Origin of the sequence: Candidatus Thiodiazotropha endoloripes, from assembly GCF_001708965.1 — a bacterium.
GTDB classification, from domain to species: Bacteria; Pseudomonadota; Gammaproteobacteria; order Chromatiales; family Chromatiaceae; genus Thiodiazotropha; species Thiodiazotropha endoloripes.
Map to the genome: position 1 here is coordinate 856,526 of NZ_LVJW01000003.1, position 17,502 is coordinate 874,027.

General features: G+C 55.6%; 12 protein-coding genes. 4 read left to right on the forward strand and 8 right to left on the reverse strand.

From position 1 onward, the window contains the following. Positions 1-3 precede the first annotated feature (3 nt). The gene (locus A3193_RS03910; RefSeq protein ID WP_069004893.1) at positions 4-531 is read right to left on the reverse strand and encodes an AraC family transcriptional regulator; all 528 of its coding nucleotides are present in this window, start codon (positions 529-531) and stop codon (positions 4-6) included. A gap of 392 nt (positions 532-923) precedes the next feature. Between A3193_RS03910 and A3193_RS03915 the strand changes: the two genes are divergently transcribed. Further along, a complete protein-coding gene (locus tag A3193_RS03915; RefSeq protein WP_069014130.1) occupies positions 924-1,961 on the forward strand; it encodes a DUF3187 family protein in 1,038 nt (345 codons plus the stop codon). A gap of 22 nt (positions 1,962-1,983) precedes the next feature. On the opposite strand, the gene lgt is transcribed toward A3193_RS03915, so the two are convergent. The 7 genes from lgt to A3193_RS03950 all read right to left on the reverse strand — a co-directional run bounded on the left by lgt (position 1,984) and on the right by A3193_RS03950 (position 13,164). Continuing rightward, on the reverse strand, positions 1,984-2,802 hold the full coding sequence (gene lgt / locus A3193_RS03920; RefSeq protein ID WP_069004895.1) for a prolipoprotein diacylglyceryl transferase: 819 nt from the start codon (positions 2,800-2,802) through the stop codon (positions 1,984-1,986). 126 nt (positions 2,803-2,928) lie between these two features. Next, positions 2,929-5,367 carry a spermine/spermidine synthase domain-containing protein gene (locus tag A3193_RS03925; protein WP_083218552.1) on the reverse strand — a complete coding sequence of 813 codons (2,439 nt, stop codon included), beginning with the start codon at positions 5,365-5,367 and terminating at the stop codon, positions 2,929-2,931. After that, positions 5,364-6,005 (reverse strand): protein-L-isoaspartate(D-aspartate) O-methyltransferase, encoded by a 642-nt coding sequence (locus A3193_RS03930; RefSeq protein WP_083218699.1) that lies wholly within the window; start codon positions 6,003-6,005, stop codon positions 5,364-5,366. The genes A3193_RS03925 and A3193_RS03930 overlap by 4 nt, the downstream gene beginning before the upstream one ends. A 374-nt stretch (positions 6,006-6,379) precedes the next feature. Further along, positions 6,380-7,735 (reverse strand): M1 family metallopeptidase, encoded by a 1,356-nt coding sequence (locus tag A3193_RS03935; protein WP_069014132.1) that lies wholly within the window; start codon positions 7,733-7,735, stop codon positions 6,380-6,382. Positions 7,736-7,898: 163 nt separating this feature from the next. Then, positions 7,899-9,470, reverse strand: coding sequence for a general secretion pathway protein GspF (locus A3193_RS03940; RefSeq protein WP_069014133.1), 1,572 nt, complete (start codon positions 9,468-9,470; stop codon positions 7,899-7,901). A gap of 22 nt (positions 9,471-9,492) precedes the next feature. After that, positions 9,493-11,964, reverse strand: coding sequence for a LamG domain-containing protein (locus A3193_RS03945; protein ID WP_069014134.1), 2,472 nt, complete (start codon positions 11,962-11,964; stop codon positions 9,493-9,495). Positions 11,965-11,973: 9 nt separating this feature from the next. Continuing rightward, a complete protein-coding gene (locus tag A3193_RS03950) occupies positions 11,974-13,164 on the reverse strand; it encodes a hypothetical protein (RefSeq protein WP_305782000.1) in 1,191 nt (396 codons plus the stop codon). A gap of 287 nt (positions 13,165-13,451) precedes the next feature. Here A3193_RS03950 and A3193_RS03955 point away from each other — a divergent pair, with 287 nt between their 5' ends. From A3193_RS03955 to A3193_RS03965, 3 genes are read left to right on the forward strand one after another with little or no spacing between them, the layout of a single operon-like run. Then, on the forward strand, positions 13,452-16,091 hold the full coding sequence (locus tag A3193_RS03955; RefSeq protein ID WP_069014135.1) for an HzsA-related protein: 2,640 nt from the start codon (positions 13,452-13,454) through the stop codon (positions 16,089-16,091). A gap of 3 nt (positions 16,092-16,094) precedes the next feature. Next, positions 16,095-16,850 (forward strand): porin family protein, encoded by a 756-nt coding sequence (locus A3193_RS03960; RefSeq protein WP_139116958.1) that lies wholly within the window; start codon positions 16,095-16,097, stop codon positions 16,848-16,850. Next, entirely contained in the window at positions 16,820-17,485 is a 666-nt protein-coding gene (locus A3193_RS03965) for an outer membrane beta-barrel domain-containing protein (protein ID WP_069014136.1), read from the forward strand. The genes A3193_RS03960 and A3193_RS03965 overlap by 31 nt, the downstream gene beginning before the upstream one ends. Positions 17,486-17,502: the final 17 nt, after the last annotated feature.

Genomic DNA, 17,502 nt, shown 5'->3' on the forward strand with positions numbered 1-17,502 from the left:
ATCTCACTCCCACTCCCGGATCTCGAAATCCGGCTGCTGCAGTGCGGCGCTATCGACAATCTTGAGTTCCAGGTACTTGGGTCCCAGACCCTTCTCGAAACTGACGGTCGCGCCTCGCTTGTAATCCCGGCCTTTTGGCCCGACGCCGGTAAAGAAGGCAACCAGTTCATGGGTGCCCGCTTTCAGATTCCCCAGATAGATCCGCTGTACACCACCCCGTTGCAGCGCTTTCAGTTCACGCTCTGTATAGAGGTGGTTGGAGAGCTCCTTGTTATCGATCTGTAGTTGCACAGAATCGAGTTTGAAATAGGTGCCGATATCCAGGGAGAGAAATACCGAGACCTGGGTATTTCCCGGAAACAGCAGCTCTTCCTCTAGGATGAAGAGTTCTCGATTCAACTCGATCACTGCCTTTTTCAAGCTCTCGACCTGTTTGTCCAGTCCCTGGTCAGCCTGGGCAGGACCGGCGGCCCACGTGGACAGACTGAGGCAGCAGGCGAGGAGAAATAGAGTGCGGAATAAGATCTTCAAGATGTCATTTCCCGGGTCATGAATAAAACTGTGTAATGAAGAAACAAATCTATATGAATTAGTGTGTTGCGTTTGCGATCATAGTCACAGGTTGATCTTGGAAGTTGGTAAAAAATGCCCAAACAGGTAAATCATATGTGATGTCGCAGTTTCTCGCTACGGTTTACTGATGATTTGGGGCTGCCGTTGAAGCTGAGTTAGGGCCTGTGCAATCTTACCTGATTGCCATCTCTCAAGTATTAAATGAATTTATTATAAAAACTAGGGTCATAGCGGTTACTTACATTGTGGTTGTATGTCATATTGAGCAGACAGTCACTACTGAACAAGAATAAACGCCTTGTCGACCACCCTCATGCTGGTCGACCTAACACAATCTCTTGCTTTAGTTCATGGGTAAAACTAACCAGTTCTGTCGATCCTGGGAAGGGCATTCCCTATTTTTGATCAATCTCTGGTCAATCCTGCTGCTGTCTCTGGCGGCAAGCGGGGTGGCTCTGGCCAGCCAGCCGGAACCCTTCCATGTGCGCAATATGAATCCCTTCACCCTGCTGCATGGTCTACCGGTGGCAACCCCGTCTGAAATACTCGATGATCAACAGACCAGCCTCAGTCTGCAGTTGGATGTGGCCAATACCTCGATGGAGACCGTCGAGGAGAATGAGCAGGTGACCCTGGATGGGGAGACCTACCGGCTGGCCGTGACCTGGCAGCGGGGAATCGGTTCAGGTTGGCAGGTCGGTGTCGAAGTGCCCTACCTGTCCCATCGGGGTGGTGGCTTGGACAGTCTGATCGAAAACTGGCACGACCTGTTCGGCTTTTCCAACTCAGACCGGGATGACTGGCAGCAGAACCAGTTGCGCTATCTCTATATCCGGGATGGGGTAACCGAAGTCAATATCCAGGAAGAGGTCAGCGGTATCGGTGATATACATCTGCAACTCTCACGGGAACTGATTCTGGCAGATGACGAGTTGAAGGCTTCCATGCATATGGGGTTGAAGCTGCCTACCGGAGATGAGGAGTCACTGCTGGGAAGTGGCGCACCTGACCTGTCGATCTGGCTTACCGGCTCTGATCGCAAGCTGATACCGGGTTGGCCCTTTGGCGGATACGGTCATCTCGGTGTGCTGCTGATGGGCAAGGCGGATGTGCTGGAGGAGGATCAGCGGGAGTTTGTGATGTTCGGTACCCTGGGACTCAACTGGCAGGCCTACCAATGGTTGGACCTGAAGGCCCAGATCGATGCGCATACCCCCTTTTATCACAGTAAATCAGATCAGCTGGGTGGCTCTGCCGTGATGCTGACGTTCGGTGGAACCATACCTTTGGAGGGTGGTGATCATATCGATCTCTCTCTGGGGGAGAACATGACCACCGATATGGTTCCAGACCTGATTTTCAACATCCGCTATGAAGCCAGATTTTAATCCGGCATAGCGCTGACAGCCGTTAATCTGCCTGTTGATCCGGTTTGTCAGAGCGCTTTCTGAGCGCCAGTAGGATCAATACGATGCCGGCTGCGACAAAGGGCAGGCTGAGTACCTGGCCTGTGCTCAACCAGACATCGGTGGTGTATGCTGCCTGCTTGGTTTTCACAAACTCAACCAAAAACCGGGTGGTGAATACGCCGACCAGAAACATCCCGAAGATCAGTCCATCCTCGATCTTATGGCGCATGCGCCGGTAGAACAGCATCAGTATGACAAAAATCAGCCCATAACCTATTGCCTCATAGAGCTGTGCCGGGTGTCGGGGAATCTGGTCGATCCGTTCGAAGATGAAGGCCCAGGGGAGATTGGTCTGGGTGCCGTAAATTTCCGAATTAAACAGATTTCCCAGACGAATCAGCATGCCAACCAGCGCGGTCGGGATGGCAAAGCGGTCGAGCAGCCAGAGAAAGGTCTCACCGGACTGGCGTTTGTGGATATAGAGCGCGAGGATTACTCCGAGCCCACCGCCATGACTGGCCAATCCCCCCTCCCAGAAGGCGGGTATCTTCCACGGATGGGCTAGAAAGTAGGCTGGATCATAGAGCAGGCAGTGGCCCAGTCGGGCACCGGCAATCGTCGCAATCACCAGATAGATGGAGAGGCGTTCCAGGTGCGCGGCATCCCGGCCATCATTTTGGTAGATCCAAACGATGGTCTGATAGCCCAGAAGATAGGCCAGTGCGAAGAGTGCGCCATACCAGCGAATCTCCAGTCCGGCAAAGGCAATCAGTGTGGGGTCGATATTCCAAACGATGAAATCGAGGGCTTGTTGCTCCATCTCGGGATTTTCCTGGGGGATAACTGCAGGTGTGAATTCTAATCAATCGCCGGCTGGATTGGCAGCTGTTTTTATTTGTTTCAAATCCTCGGGATGCAGGGTCAGCTCAACGGGTCGGCCATCGATCTAGTCAGGCTCAGCCGCATTGCCTGGAAATGTCATCAGTGTTGTCAGGTAGAGCAGGATTGCACAAAGTAAGACAGTTTTAAAACCATACTGGATGGCGATCACTGTGGAGAGTCCGGCGCTGATCACCGAAGCATAGCCATTGATTCCCCAGGCCCAGGGGATCTGATCTGCCCGGTTCCGCTTCATGGCTGCGATCGCCAGCGGAAAAGGCATCCCCATGCAGATTGCCATGGGTGCAATCAGCAGGATGGTAATCGCGATTTTTATTGCCACCGGGAGGTGGGTGAGGGCGTCAAACAGGACAGGGAGTATCAGCATATAACCCAGACCGATTACGCACAGAGCGAGTATCGCCTTGGCCGTGCTCTGTTTGTAGCTTTGGTTTTGTGAGAGCCGTTCGCTCAGGTAGCTTCCCAGGCCAGAAAAACACAAAAAGGCTGTCAGGGATGCGGCGATGGCGTAGATCGGGTGATGCAGAAACAGCTGGAACTTTTGAATGGTACCGATCTCAATCAGCAGAAATGCCAGACCGATGGCGCCGAAATAGCCGATGACGGATCCACTCTGGTTGCTGTTGGATGGCGATGGGTTCTTTGGCATCAACAGCAGCGGTAGCAGGATCAGCAAACCACTGAGCAGACCGGTGATCCCCAGGCTGAGCAGTAATACCACATAACCCCACTCAATCAGCGGCATACCTCCACTGCCGCGCAGCTTCAAGGCTTCGATAAAACTCTGCCATTTGAAGAAGTGATTGAAATAGGGACGATCGTCTGTTGCAGGTCGCAGTTCAAACTTATAGTTGTCGATCAGATTCTCCAGCTCTCCCGAGGCAATTTGTCGGGTCGCCCGATAGAAGTTGGCTTCGCTGAGCAGGTTGTAGCGATTGCTCTGCTCCGCTTTCAGTTGGTGGTGGTAAGCCTGATCAAACAGCCGGGTACGGCAGAACTGTTCCGTTTTCTCCAGCTCCCGGTTTGTGAACAGACCGTTCTTGATCAGCAGGGTACTGGTCTGCCAGTTACGAATCATCAGCAGACGTTTTTCGATGTTATCAAGCCGCATTGCCTGGAGTGCCTGGTGAGCGGTTGCAAAAAGCTTCAGGCTGTCCCTGGGAGGCAACTTGATCCATCGGGTGATCGACAGGATGCCCTCCGGACGCAACCTGGAAAGATAGAGCTGCATCGCCTCCCGGGTATAGAGATAGCTCTCATTGAGTGCATAGAGCCCTGATGAAGAGGCGCTGGCACCCTCGGTCAGTGACAGTTTGATCAGGTCGTATTGCTGTTGACTCTCAAGCAGATAATCCCTGGCCTCTTTGATATGCAGCTGAGTGAACGGGTTATCGTATACCGGTCCGGCAAACGATCTGTAATCCTGGTTGACCAGCGCTATGATCTGCGGATTGAGCTCCAGGGCATCGATCGACTCAACCCGGTGATAGTGAGCCTGCAACAGGTCTGAGCCGGTACCGCTGCCGATCACCAGCAGCTTGTCAGGCGTTTTAAGATGGTAGGCCAGCGCTGAGGTGGTCTGGTCGAGATAACTCAGCTCCTCCCGACGTTGCGGATAGCGGGTGATGGCGCTCAGATTATCCCCATCGACGAACAGGCCGATCTGCTCAAGAGGTTCAACTGTGTTGAGCAGGCTCAGTCCTGGCGCATGCCGGAAAGGTATCTGGGGATTCACAACCAGAGTCAGATGGCCGAGAGGACTGGTCCGTTGATCGATGATGCGGGCACCCTTGATATTCAGGGTCTGGGCCAGCGATTTGTAGGGCGAGTAGTTGAGTTTGAGATCCGGGATGATGACGAAAAACAGTGCTGATATCGCAACGGTCAGCAACTGTAGGGTAGTTTTAGGCTTGATGGCCGTTTCCCAAATCGCGATGAGTGTGGCAACGACTCCGGTCAGGCTCAGGCCGATCAACAAGTTCTGCGGCATCACATAATAGATCGCGATCAAGGTGATGATTGCACCCAGGCCGGCGCCGATCAGATCAGCCGCATAGAGCTTAGAGACCGTGTCGCGGGGATAGTGCATGAACGTCATACAGATCGCTGAGGCGGCAAAGGCAAAAGGCAGGGCCAACAACAGGAAGATCAGAATCAGTCTGAGAATCTGGGCGGGATTCCAAAACAACTCTTCGATATTGAAGCTGATCGATTGCGCAAGCATGAATCCGCTGATGCTGCTCAAGGCAAACAGCAGAAGCGCCAGGCTATAGAGTTGACTGAATCGGCGTAATACGATGGCTGGTCTGAGATAGAGCAGACTGCCGCTGATACCGTAGCCCAGCAGCGCCAGAGCGATCACCAGATAGGCAAAATGGTGCCATTGAATGATCGAGAAGAGGCGCATCAGCAACAGTTCATATCCCAGTGCCGATGCAGAGAGCAGCATCAGCGAGAGATAGGGTGGCGAGCTGTTGTCGGTCACAACTCGGACTTGTTGATCAGCGGTACGAAGCGAACCGGCAGAACCTGCCGTACCGTCACTTCATTCTGCCGGTCCTTGTTCACCAGCAGCAGCTGTTGGGTCATGAAGCGGCTGCCCACAGGTATGATCATTTTGCCACCGGGTTTCAGTTGTTCGATCAGTGGAGGTGGAATGTGACTGGCTGCTGCGGTAACGATGATGATGTCGAAAGGCGCCTCTGATGCCCATCCGTGATAGCCATCCTCGATGGCCACCTCGATATTACGGTAGTCAAGCTTCTGCAGGCGTTCCCTGGCAAGCTTGCCCAATGGCTCGACGATCTCCATGGAGAACACCTGCTCTACAAGACGCGACATCACCGCAGCCTGATAGCCGGAGCCGGTACCGATTTCCAACGCCTTGTGTTGCGCTTGCGGCGCGATCAGATCGGTCATGATGGCAACGATGTAGGGTTGGGAAATGGTCTGCCCGTAGCCGATCGGCAAGGGTCTGTTTTGATAGGCAGAATCCCGTTGTGATTCTGGTACGAACAGATGCCGGGGAACTGTTTTCAAGGCTTCGATGACCCGTTCATCAAGCTGTTTCTTCTCCAGGTAGTCACTGGTTTGATCTACCTCCCGCTGAATGGTTTGCACCATTCTCTGCCTGGCTTCGGTGTAACCCTGATCCGATTGTTGGGCAGTTAAGCCTGTGAACACCAGACTTAACAGCAGTGCCGTGAATCGTTGTCGAGTCGTCAACATGGTGCAGCTCCTACAGGCCGTGGTTTGTCAATCTGCGAAGCTTGAAATGAGCCTGATAGACCTAGAAATTGTCAGATTCCGACGGATTGAAATAGATTGAGAAAGCCTCTGGTCATTTCATTTTTTCGTCATCCCGGTGTACGCCGGGATCCAGGAAATCCTGCAGATGAATTCCGTTCTATCCAAAACGTGCAATCCTGATAATTTAAATATAGCTCGAAGTGAATCTGTGCAATGAATTTGTCTCAACAGTCTCTGGCAGTGTGGCGCTATTGGTAAGCACAATTGGCGTCAATGGGTACTGTTTCCGATCTGAGCCAGGCCATGGCGCAAGCTTCAGGAGCATAATCGCTGCTTTGTTCGACCAGCTGCAGCAACTCATCCATCGATGCCGCACTGCCGACATTGGCTAGGAAGAATTCTCTGAGGATCCGGTCGAGCAGATCCACACCCAGTGAAAACTCCAGGTGTTTGAAAAAGAAAGCCCCCTTCATATAGGGCGCGGTGCCGAACAGCCCATCCTGCAGAATATCGATCTGCTGGCATCCGGCCGGCCAGGCGATTTTGTTGCCACTGCTCTGTTGCAGTTGGGCCAGTCTTGCTGCATAAGATGCCCAGACCTGATCACCCGATGCCTCACCGGCAATTGCGCTGACAGCTCGCGCTGTAAGATATGAGGCGAGGCCTTCAGAGAGCACGAAATCCTCCCAGCAGGCGATGCGTACACCGTTGCCAAACCAGCCATGCGCGGCTTCGTGAACATGCACCCATGGATCGGATATCGAGCTTGAGGCGATATGCCAGAAGGGGTGGTGCTCCATGCCGCCGAACTGGCCTGGACCCCAATCGACCGAGACACTGGCAACAGCCTGACCGAACGGGTAAGGACCATAGGTCTGTTCATACCAATCAAACACATCACGCAGATAACGACTGCCGTCGAGCGCCTGCTGTTGCAGATCCGCTGGATAGTAGATGCCTACCTCAGTACCGGCTGCCGTCGTTCCCAGATTGCTGAACAGGTAATCGCCGACCACCCAGGCCAACATATACGCGGGTGCATCGCTGATGACCGATGCCGGGTAGATCACTTCAGAATCCGTTGGCGCGCCATTGATCTGCAGCTCATAGCCGCTCCCCTCTGCCGGTTCGGATTTGCATGGGAACAGATTGCCACAATAGTAAGGCCAGGTGAAACTCATGCCGCCATCCAGTAAACCATTGAAATTACTCTGCAGGTTGAGGCTGTAATCGATGGAGAGTGTCACCTCATCAAGTGATGGAGGGACACCGATATGCAGAGTGCCGTTTTCGTTTTGGTAGTTGAGCTGACGGCCGTTCGCTGTGACCTGTGCGATGATTAGATCACCCGTCTCAAAGGAGGCGCCGCTGGTGGTGGTTGAGCCTGACAGCAGGATGTCCGCACTGCCCTGCATTGTTTCCAAGTCGATGCTCAGACTGGTGAGCAGGATGTCCCGCTGCCAATCCTCTGTTGCCGGTGGTGTGGCGCTGTTCCCCGAGCCATCTCCGCCACCACAGGCGGATAGCCAAAATACGAGAGTGACGGTTGCAGGGTAGAGTAATCGTTGTCTCTTGTCCGAGGTAGAATGCTTCGCCTTGTCCACTGGCAGATCTCTGAAATCAACTCTCCAGCATTCATCATACCGTTTTAATAGAATAAAACCGCAAATGAACGTCAATCTCCGCAAAACGCAATAATAAAGTGTTAACTCTTATTTTTGCATTGATTTGCGGTGATTATCTTTACAGAGGTTTGCTGCGCCACAGCTACATGATCGGATTGAAAGCGGTCAGACTGTCGAGCATGGTTGCATTCCCCAGACTGGTGCCGAACAGGGAGCTGAACTGACCCTGTTCGCCATGCAGCGCAAGGTAGTTGAGCGCAACGGTCAATACCAGCTGATTGACGTTGTTGGCCGCCGGGCTTGAGCCGTTGTCCACTGCACCATCGGCGGTGAAGTAACCAATCTGCTGATGACGTAACTGCTCATCGGCGCTGGCGCCTGCCAGGGTGGGTTGGCCGGCCGGGTTGAATACCAGGAAGAAGGAGGCGGCAGTGGATTGGTTGTCGCCGGTCCAGACACCCTTGCCGCGACCGTCGGCCGAGTTATCCAAGGTGCCGTTACTGGAGACCGAGCCGTCACTAAAGACATACAGCATCAACGGGGTGCCGATACGGGCGGCATACTCGATACAGGCCCCCATGCAGCGACCGGCGCGCAGATCCCGAATCTCTCCAACCGCACGGTCACCGGTATGGTAGTCGTAGCCACCCATGGTGATGGTGCCGGCGCCGGCATAGCCGTTAATGACCAGCTTCATCACTGAGGCGGTTTTACGGAATTCACCATCACCGTCGAACTCCTCCTGAGTGAAGATCGGGCCGATGATGTCCGGGTCAGCGGTGACATCCAACGCCGCCGGATCGCCATAACGATCCACCAGGTCGGCACTCTTCACATAACCGCAGCGGACCAGCTCTTTGACGATCTGGTCGGTGGAGATGCCGGTGTTGACACTGTCCAGCTTCATATCGGAGATCCGCTGGATCGCCTCCATCACCGCAACCGCATCGGACTGGTCGAGCATGCCGACCAGCTTGCCGGTATCCACCAGGCCGGTGGTGTCACTGGGACGGTCGACTTTGGTGGGTCGCACGGCAGGATCGACCTGGTCCGCCGGTGCCAGGGAGTTGCCGCCCGAGTCCGAGCTGCGGGAACCGATCAGAGTCAGCAGTTCCCCATCGGCGCCGCAACGGTTGATCGCATACATCGGATTGTGGGGATTGTTGCCGGTATCGTTTTCAGAGCGGGCCGGAATGATAGCGCCATTGATGTTGGCCCGATTCCCCACCGAGACCTTTTCCAGAATGCCCCGCAGAAATGCACTGTCGGAGTGGAAGGCAAGGCCCAGTTCGCTATTGATGAAGTCATTCAGGTTGGTGTCGGGGTTGACGATCGAGGGCACCATGTCACCCGGCAGACCGAGCCGGTTGTAACCCGCGGTGGTGAGGAAGTCGAGCTGACCTCCCTGTCTTCCGGCCAGAACATTTGATCCGGCGATATTCGCGCCGCCTGCCAGGTCGAAACAGATGAATGGTATCTTGCCGCCACCCAGGGTATCGATGCCGCAACTGTTCTTCAGCGTCTCAAGGTCCGGCGAGAGTGCCGCCCGGGCTTCTCCGGGATTGGCAAACAGCCCGAACAGGGAGGGGGTGGTGACAGCACCGAGGCCGGCCATCATGCCCTGACGGATAAAGTCCCTGCGGCTGACCGGACGAGGGTGGTCCGGGTGGAGCAGTGGGGCGTCCGGCGATAGGTTTTTCACTTTTCTACGCATCTTAGTCTTTCCGTCTGGGTTTCTATTGCAGTAGCACTATGGCACTGCCCAGCAGTGAGGCACAGGCTGCCTTGGTTGCCTTTTCGGTTCGGTCTGCGGCACATTGACCGCTGCAGCGGGCCAGTCCGACGCTGCCGGTTAGCAAGCTCATCAATTCGCTCTCGACCATCGCAGGATCGGGTTGGGTGGTGAGGTTTTCACCCATGAAATTGACGATCAGTGGGGATACCACCTGACTCTGCCAGGTCGCTGTGGCGATGTCGTTGGCGTTGACATTGAAATCGAAACCGGGGAAGAAGCCCGCTCTCAATGTGGTGTCGTCAACCATCGCGCTGCAGTATTCGATCGCCAGTTGCGAAACAGCCACCTGATGAGATGAGAGAAAGCCGTTGATCGCTTCCGCCGAGGGCAGTTGCTGCTTGATGGTGGTATAGGTGGTCTGTACCGCTTCAAGGGTCTGACTGACACCGGTGAGGGATGCCATGGTGACGTTGATCTCATCGAATGTACGCAAGCCGACTGTGGAAACCGGTTCACCATCAGCCGGTTCTGCCGGGGGCAGTGCTTCAGGCTCTATGAAGACGTTGGTGTGTTCGCCCAGTCGCTCGAAGGTGAGGAAGAACTGATCGTTTTCCGAACCCTTTTCAGTGGCGATGGTGGTGCCGATGTTCGACAGCACCTGACCGTTGAGTGTGTATTCGGAGTCGTTGATGGTGGTATCGAGGGTGGCATAGGCCTGACCGATGGCCGCCTCTTTACCATTGATGCCGATACGCATGCCCTGAATCGGAATCGAACCCGGCAACACGCTCTCATCCAGGCTGATGAACTTTGGCTGACGGAACAGGTAGCTGTAGTTGTCGAACTGGCTGACTTCGATCATCACATAGCTTTGAGGCAGGTTGAGCAGGCTGCTGACATTGAACAGCAGGAAATACTTTTCACCGACACCCGCTTCGAAATTCTGTTGGATCTGTGCCGCATTCAATGCCCGGTTATGGATTGCCAGCAGTCGCACCTTGCCCGCCCAGGGGCGATCGCCTGAGGCTTCATTTCCCAGTACCAGGGCGTAGGTGTCGTCCCAGTCGTTGAGATTGCCCGCTGCGGTCTCATCCAGATCATCGGTGTGGAGACCATTGACATAGACCTGGCGTCCATTCTCCGGGTCGAAAGTGACCACCACATGTTGCTCGGTGGCCTGAAGGTCCTCGTCATCATCCGAGGTGGAGTGGGCTGGCTCCCCGTTGCCGTCCGTGGTGCTGGAACGGTGCAGGAAGTCGTAGTTGTAGAGCGTTTGCCCCAGTGTGAAGTTACGATCATCCGTACCCGCAGAGTAACTGATGATTCTGGCCGGTCCCTCCTGGGTGACATTGCTTGGCACCACCCAGGCTTCCACCGTGTACTCGCCGGTTGCCTGGATCAGCTGGCTCAGCTTGCGGCTGTCGCTGGTACTGCCCTGGGCCTTGCCGGTTCTGAACTCCAGCCCCCAGCCTTCCACCCAGGTAGTATCCCCACTCAGGGTCAGATTGATTGAAGGATCCACACCGCTGGTGTCGTAGGCGGTATTGCCACTGCCGGTCTTGAATTCATACAGGGCGATGACATCACTCTCCTGGCGACTGCCGCCACTGGCTACCGTACCTTCCGGCAGGGTCAGTGCGCGGCTGACCACCAGATCCGGATCGACCGGTGTCGGCGAAATGCCGCTGGCCATGTCGTTGATGGCGGTCTCCATCTCCTGCGCATTACTCGGGCAGTCATCCCAGCAGTTGTGCAGCTCGATCAGACGCTGTACCAGACGGGAGTTGGATGGGGTATCGAGATCGATCGAAGTCTTCACCGCCGCATAGGCGGTCTCCACATCCGCTGCGGCGAAATAGGGGGATTGAGGTGCGGCCGCATCCTCGACGTGACACTCGGTGCAGTAGTCGGTCAGCAGCGGATGGACGTGGCTGGCGAACAGGCTTGAATCGTCCGGGAAGACCTTGCTCTCACCAACCACGTTTTCAGGCGGTGCCTCCAGTTCGATCTGACGGCCCGCATTGGCGCCACCGCCAACCCATGATTCGATGTAGTTGGCGATGATGGTGGCACAGGCACTGTCGCTGGCTTCCCAGCAGTTGTGACCATTGGCGACCTTGGTGACCAGGGAAGACTCATCCGGCTCACTGCGATTGATGAAAGGATTGACCGCTTCATAGGCCTGATTGACGTCATCCTCGCGGACGAACAACGGTGCCTGACCGCCGGCGTTGTGGCAGGCGCCGCATCGGTTCTGTGCCCGCAGAGGCTCCCATACACTCACCCTGAACCCCTGTATGTCACTGGTGCGGGCGGCCGGGCCGCTGTAGGTGCTGGAGGTGACCGTGGTCTCCTGCTGCGGATCGTTGGAGACCCCATCCTGGCACGCCTGCAGGCCGAACAGTGAGAGAATCGCCATCAGCAGCCAGGCAGATCCGTTGAATCCCCGACAGTTTTTATATCCGTTTAACATGTTCACTGATCACTCTCCCGCACAATGGACGGCCGCATGTGCGAACACGTGCTTCATGTTGTAACCGGATTTGAAACTGCTGGTGATTTCGGCGATCTTGTTGCGATCCGCACGATCCACCGGTGCTCGCAGACAGACCGCCTGAAATGCCTTGGTGACCTGGCATTCGGCAAAGGCGTGGCTGTTGGCCAGCTCCTCGCCCATCGACTTGGCGCCGTAACCTGTACCCGGCAGGTTGCTGTCCCAGCCCAGGCTGGCATTCGGTCCCTCCCGCCAGTAGTTGTCCCAGCGGTCGTCCGGTGTGGTATAGCCATCCTTGAACACTGAGCTGTTGATCAGATACTTGGGCTGGACGCTGCCCGGGGTGTAGGCCAGAGTGCCGATTTCCGGATCATCGGTATATTCAAAGTTGTAGTAGGCGTAGGCCTGTCCGAGGGGTTCCATACCGGCGTGGCAACCCACGCAGTTGTTGAAATAGACGCGGCTGTCACCGCCCGGACTGCGGGAGGCATCCTGGCGTACCCGATCGCTGGGGCGGGTCGGATCCTTGATCAGTTCCAGGTCCTTGCAGAGATGGTTGAGCATGGTGAAGCGGAACATGCTCCGGTTGGTGCCATCGATGAAGAAGGCCCGCGCCGAGGCACGGGTGGTGATCACTCCGGCGGTACCTTCAGGCGGTAGGCCAGTGACACTCGACTGGGTGTTTTGCTGTAACACCTGTTTCAGGTCGAGGCCCTGATTCTCCATCGTCTCATAGTGATCGTTGTTACTGTTGGAGTAGGCCGGTGAGTTACTGCCTGTGTAGATGATGTCCGCAGAGAGCAACTGATTGAATGGTACCTCATCGCGTACCATGCCGATCACGGTCGCCGTGTAGTCATTCAGGGGAGCAAAAGGGGTCTGGTCCTCATTGGTCCAGGGGGTTGCCCAGTTTTTCAGGGTCACATTATAGAAACCCGGGTGTTCAATCGCCAGCATGGCGGCGGCAAGGGGATCGTTGTTGTTTTCGATCTCGTCGACCATCTGTGCCAGGGTATCCGCACTTGGGGGGACCCCGGCGATACGATCGTGTATCCGCTTTGCCTGTTCCCGGGGGCCTGAGACCGCCGGCATCATGGTGCCAAGCGCCAGGACCAGCGCAATCACCCTGATGGTTGTGTTATAGCTGTTTCGAGCCGCAGATGGGTGTGTTTCCGACATATTGACTTGCCCCTGAATCCCTATTCTCTACACCGACGGCTGAAAGCTCGGCCGGCTGAATGCAACGCTTTCCCTTCCTTCTATATCAGCGGTTATTTTTGTCAATCCGAAGTCACGGATTCGTGAACACTGTTTCTCCAGGTTGTGAACTTGAGCACTGATTGGGGTTTTCGATCAGGTAGACTCTCAAGTCCATGATTTTATTAGTCGATAGCAGAATTTAACTCTATCCAAAAGAGACCTCTGTCCGAGCTGCGACAATCATATTTAAGGGAACGGACTGTTTAATGAGACCAGTGAAATCCAAGTGGCTATTGAGTCCTCTGTCAGCGCTCTCAATGGCCTTTTTGCTGTTCGGTTGCGGTGGCGGTGACAGTCAGGATCCAGACCCGGTGGTGGTCGACTATCCGGTCGCCTATGTGAAACGGCCAATCACGGAGCAGAGTACCACCGATATCCGGCTCAGTCAGGCCACCGAGGCGGGTGGCGATCTCTATCTGAAAGACAATGCTTCCGCCGGGGCGGATGAGATCAATCTGACCGGCAACGTGACCGGCGGTGAAGGGGATGTACGGGATGTCTCGGTCTCATTCGACGGCACGAAACTGCTGTTCTCCCTGAGACTGCCGCTGATCGAGGATGCAGAGCCTGAGGATCAGCCCACCTGGAATGTCTGGGAATACGATATCCCGACGGCACAACTGAAACGGGTGATTGTCTCCGATATCACAGCGGAGGATGGGCACGACCGTTTTCCCCACTACCTGCCCGATGGACGTATCGTCTTCTCCTCGACCCGTCAGCGGCAGGCCAAGGCGCGTCTGCTGGATGAGGGCAAGCCACAATATCTGGCGATGGAGCGGGCGGTGAATGAGCCGGCGATGGTGCTGCATGTGATGAACGCTGACGGTACCGACATCAACCAGATCTCATTCAACCGCAGTCACGACTTCTCACCCACGGTGATCTCCAGTGGCAAGATTGTATTCAGTCGTTGGGACAATGCAGACGGCAACAATGCGATTCACCTCTATCGCATCAACCCGGATGGTACAGAGCTGGAACTGCTGTATGGTCTGAACAGTCACGACACCGGTACCGACGGCAGCACCATTCAGTTCATGCGTCCCCAGGAGATGCCGGATGGCAGGATCCTCACGCTGATCCAACCTTTCGACGGTACTCAGGAGGGTGGGGCGCTGATCTTCATCGACACCGAGACCTATATCGATAATGAGCAGCCCACCTGGGACAACGAGGGGATGACCGGGCCTGCCCAGAGCAATGCCACAAACCACGAAATCCCCACTGATGGCACGATCACCATGGGTGGACAGCTGCGCAGTGCACATCCGTTGTTCGACAACACCGACCGGCTGTTGATCAGCTGGAGCCCCTGCCGGCTGATGGAGGATGAGCGGATCGTTCCCTGTAACGATGAGTGGCTGTCCGATCCGGCGGCTGAGCAGGCACCTCCCCTCTACAGCCTGTTCATCTACGATCCCTCAAAACAGACCCAGCTACCGATCGTGAAACCCCAGGAGGGGGTTATCTACAGTGATGTGGTCGTGGCGGTTGAGCGCCCCGAGCCGCTGATCATCCATGACAAGACAGCCGGCATCGATCTGGATCCGACCCTGGTTTCAGAGAAGGCGGGTCTGCTGCGTATCCGCAGTGTCTACGACCTGGATGGTGTGGATAGTGCGGAGCCGGATATCGCGACCCTGTCCGACCCCACGCTCACCAGTGCCGACAATCGACCGGCCCGCTTTCTGCGGCTGATCAAGCAGGTTACCCTGCCGGATGATGATGTGCTTGAGTTCTCCAACTCCGCCTTCGGCGCCACCGCTCAGTTCGGTATGCGTGAAGTGCTGGGTTATGCACCGATCGATCCCGATGGGTCGGTACAGGTCAAAGTACCGGCCAATGTACCGGTCAGCTTCAGCGTACTCGATGCTGACGGTCGGCGTAGCGGCGAGGTGCACAGTTTCTGGTTGCAGTTCAGACCGGGGGAGGTGATCGAGTGTGGCGGTTGTCATGCCGGCGACAGTCCGCTGGCTCATGGTCGTCTGACCGCTGCACCCCCCAGTGTTAACAGCGGTAGCCTGGAGACCGGCCAGCCCTTCCCCAATACCAATCCGGAACTCTGGACCGATGTGGGAGAGACCATGGCTCAGACCCGCAACCGTCTGCAGTGTAGAGCCGGCTCCTGTGATCCGGATATGGATCTGCTGTTTGAGGATGTCTGGAGCGATCCTGCGATGCGTCAGCCTGATTCCCCATTTGCCTATCGGTATGCCGATCTGGACAGTCCGAATCCACTCAATGATGCGCTCTGCACCTCCAGTTGGAATGAGCTATGCCGTGCAATGATCCATTATGAGCTGCACATCCATCCACTCTGGTCCCTTCCCCGACTGGTTTTGGACAATGATGGCAATACGCTTGAAGACCGCACTTGTAATGTCTGTCACGATACGGACGATGCCGGTGAAACCGTAGTCCCCGATGCCCAGCTCGATCTCAGTGGCGGACCATCCGAGGATGAACCGGAACACTTCAGCGCCTACCGTGAACTGCTGTTTGCCGATAACATGCAGGAGGTTGTGGATGGCCTGCTGGTGGATGTGCTGGTGCCGGCGGTGGATGAGAATGGCAACCAGCTTTATGAAACGGATGAGAACGGGGAGTTGATTCTGGATGGTGACGGCAATCCGATTCCTCTACCCGATGTCCCGGTACCGGTACCTGGTGGAGCCTCGATGGTGGCAGGTTCAGCCAACGACAGCCGTTTCACCGAGGTTTTTGAAGCTGGGGGTGCCCATGCCGGCTACCTCACGGAAGCTGAACTGAAACTGATCTATGAGTGGCTGGATATCGGTGCGCAGTACTTCAATGATCCATTTCTTGCACCTGCGGATGACTGACGCTTGAGACTGATTAGTAAAATTTCGCTGCGCATCGGCGGGCTGCTGCTGGGGCTACTGCTGCCGTGGTCACTGCAGGCGGAAGAGAGTCCGTTACGGGTGCAGGTGTTTGCCCCCTACATCGAGATGCATACCGGTCCCGGAGCGGTCTATCCGGTTCACCATGTGGCCGAACGGGATGAGTGGGTGGTGATTCACAAGCGTCGCACCGACTGGTTCCTGGTGGAGACCCGCCGTGGCAAGCAGGGTTGGGTGGCGATCGATGAGATGCGCCGGACCCGTCTGGAGGATGGTACCCCGTTGCCATTGAAGGCCTACTCGGAGAGAGATTTCCGGGATCGTACCTGGGAGTTCAGTTTCTATGGCGGTGACATGGAGGGTGCGGCGCTGTTGGGACTCTATGCGGGCTACGCCTTTAACGAGAATCTTTCCACCGAGGTCAGCTTCTCCCAGGCGCTCGGGGACTTCTCCAGTGAATATCTGTTTGATGTCAACCTGGTGTCCCAACCCTTTCCGGAGTGGACATTCAGCCCCTTCTTCACCCTAGGCGGTGGTGTGATCCGCACCAACCCAAACGCCACCCTGGTGGAGACAGAAGACCGTACAGACACTACCGCCCATGTGGGTGCCGGATTGAAGGTCTATCTGACCAGACGCTTCTTCCTTCGCGGGGAGTTTCGTCACTATGCCGTGTTTACCAGTCGTGATGAGAATGAGGATTTTGACCAGTGGAAAATCGGACTCGGTTTCTTTTTCTGAGTACAACGGCCCTGCTGGGTCTGTTGAACCTCTCTACCGGCCAGGCGGAGGAGCAGTTGCTTGGCGACAACCTGCGTGAAGAGCTGCTGGTGGAACCGGAGATCGCCCGGCGGGAGATCACCGAGCCCGATTTCGATGAAGAGGATTTTGAGATCGGTCTCTATGCCGGGCTGATGAACATCGAGGATTTCGGTACCAGTGCCACCTACGGTCTGCGGCTCGCCTATCACGGTACGGAGTCGATCTTTCTTGAGGCGGCCATTGGCACTTCCGAAGCCAACGAAACCAGTTATGAGCAATTGAGTGGTGATGTGCAACTGCTCACCGACAGTGAGCGCCGCTTTACCTATTACAATCTCTCCGCCGGTTACAATATTCTACCCGGTGAGGTATTTCTCGGTGGCAAATATGCCTATAACAGTCAGTTCTATCTGATTGGCGGGATCGGTACGACGCGTTTTGCCGGGGATGATGAATTTACGGTGAATGTGGGTGCAGGCTATCGCTTGCTGATCAATGATTGGCTGACCATCCATCTCGATGCCAGGGACCACATGTTCGAATCGGATCTGCTCGGCGAGAGCAAAACCACCCATAATTTCGAACTCACCGGTAGCCTGAGCTTTTTCTTTTGAGGTATAGATAACGTGAA

What these genes read in the sequence shown, in the direction of transcription:
- A3193_RS03915 (WP_069014130.1), top strand. Translation starts at nt 924, where the DNA reads ATGGGTAAAACTAACCAGTTCTGTCGATCCTGGGAAGGGCATTCCCTA.
- lgt (WP_069004895.1), bottom strand. Translation starts at nt 2,802, where the DNA reads ATGGAGCAACAAGCCCTCGATTTCATCGTTTGGAATATCGACCCCACA.
- A3193_RS03930 (WP_083218699.1), bottom strand. Translation starts at nt 6,005, where the DNA reads ATGGTGCAAACCATTCAGCGGGAGGTAGATCAAACCAGTGACTACCTG.
- A3193_RS03940 (WP_069014133.1), bottom strand. Translation starts at nt 9,470, where the DNA reads ATGCGTAGAAAAGTGAAAAACCTATCGCCGGACGCCCCACTGCTCCAC.
- A3193_RS03945 (WP_069014134.1), bottom strand. Translation starts at nt 11,964, where the DNA reads ATGTTAAACGGATATAAAAACTGTCGGGGATTCAACGGATCTGCCTGG.
- A3193_RS03950 (WP_305782000.1), bottom strand. Translation starts at nt 13,164, where the DNA reads ATGTCGGAAACACACCCATCTGCGGCTCGAAACAGCTATAACACAACC.
- A3193_RS03955 (WP_069014135.1), top strand. Translation starts at nt 13,452, where the DNA reads ATGAGACCAGTGAAATCCAAGTGGCTATTGAGTCCTCTGTCAGCGCTC.